Source organism: Streptomyces sp. NPDC059900 (assembly GCF_050270335.1).
GTDB lineage: Bacteria > Actinomycetota > Actinomycetes > Streptomycetales > Streptomycetaceae > Streptomyces.
This window is the reverse complement of record NZ_JBNNJZ010001042.1, coordinates 1-1,583: the sequence shown is the minus strand read 5'-3', so window position 1 is coordinate 1,583 and position 1,583 is coordinate 1. Positions and strand designations below refer to the sequence as shown.

Genomic DNA, 1,583 nt, shown 5'->3' with positions numbered 1-1,583 from the left:
ACCTGGTACTGAGCGGCGAGCTTGGCCACCGCCCGGCGGGTGTGTGCTGGCATCAGTGCTCCCGTCGGGTTGTGGAAGTCGGGTACCAGGTAAGCGAGTTGGCCGCGTGCGGCGGCAAAGGACTCCCGCAGCTGCTTCAGGTCCCAGCCTTCGGTGGTCACCCGGCAGCCCGTCAGCTTGGTTCCGGCAGCGCGCAGCACCCGCAGCGCGTCCACGTACGTGGGGATTTCCACCACGGCCACGCGGGGCCGGAAGTGCGCTGCGAGCAGGGCCAGCGCCGCCCGCGCCCCGCTGGTGACCAGGATCTGCTCGGGCAGGGTCGCGGTGCCCTCGCGGCTGTACCGTGCCGCGATCGCGGCACGCAACTCCGGGATGCCCGGGCTCGGTTCGCCGTGTTCGGCCAGCAAGGGCCCGGCCCGCTCCAGGGCGCGTCGGGACGCCTCCAGGTAGCGCTCCTGCGGCGCGGCGGGAACCGCCCGGCTCAGGTCGACCACGCGGCCGGCCTCCCCGGTCGCCGAGAGAGGGGCAACCCGCTCCGTGGCGGCCGCGGGCAGCTGTACGGTGCTGGCGCTGCCGTGTCGGGTGCGGACCCATCCCGCCGCACGCACCCGGTCCAGAGCGGCTGTGACGGTGCCACGGCTCACCCCGAGGGCGGCGGCCATACGGCGTTCGGCGGGCAGTTCGCTCCCGGGCCGGATACGGCCGTCGGCCACTGCCTCCCGTAGCGCGCGGGCGAGCGCTGCGCTGAGCGCCGCTTCAGCGTTCCGCCAGGGCCCCAAAGCCTGCGTCAGCTGGTGGTCTCCGATACGCACTGGTCCAGTTTCCCACTATTGGACCGGGTGCCGGGCCGGCCGGCTCCGTACGGTCGTGATCACACCATGCGAACGGAGACCTGCCATGCACCCGCGCCTTGCCACCGACCGCGACGGCTTGCCCCGTCTGCTGGAGGCTGTCCGGCAGCACGCTTCTGGCGTACTCGCCCGTGCCGGAGATCGGGAGGTCCTCCCGACAGCGCCGTTGCCGCAACCCCCATCCCCGCCGGTGGAGGGGATCGGGCTGCAGGCCACACTGGAGGAATTCGCGGCCCGTTGGGAGCCGGTGCTGTCGGCGAGCGCCGGTCCGCGGTATCTCGGATTCGTCACCGGCGGGGTGACGCCGGCGGCACTGGCCGGCGACTGGCTGACCTCGACGTGGGACCAGAACGCTCTCTCGTCCCTGGATGGTGCGGGCCAGCACCTGGAGCGCGAGACGATCGGCTGGCTGCGGGCCCTGTTCGGCCTGTCCGAGAGGCAGAACGGAACCTTCGTCAGCGGCGCCACCATGTCCAACACGGTCGGCCTCGCCCTGGCCCGCGAATGGCTCGGAGAACAGCTCGGTGTCTCGCCGGCGGAGCACGGAGCGGGCGCCCTCGGCGCGGTACGGGTGCTGTCGGGAGCCGCGCATTCCAGCGTGCCCAAGGGACTGTCGATGCTCGGCCTGGGACGCCGGTCGCTGATCCGAGTGCCAACCCGCGCCGGGCGGGAAGCCGTCGACCCACAGGCCCTGGAGCACGCACTGCGCGATGCCGGAGGCCCGTGCATCGT

At 72.8% G+C, this 1,583-nt stretch carries 1 protein-coding gene and 1 pseudogene; one reads left to right on the top strand and one right to left on the bottom strand.

Annotated elements, in window-relative coordinates; genetic code table 11:
• Positions 1–812: aminotransferase class I/II-fold pyridoxal phosphate-dependent enzyme (locus tag ACQKIP_RS47020; protein WP_427745822.1), on the bottom strand; the 812-nt coding region annotated here is incomplete at its 3' end.
• A gap of 85 nt (positions 813–897) precedes the next feature.
• Here ACQKIP_RS47020 and ACQKIP_RS47015 point away from each other — a divergent pair.
• Positions 898–1,583: pseudogene (locus tag ACQKIP_RS47015) on the top strand (aspartate aminotransferase family protein); the annotation flags it as partial.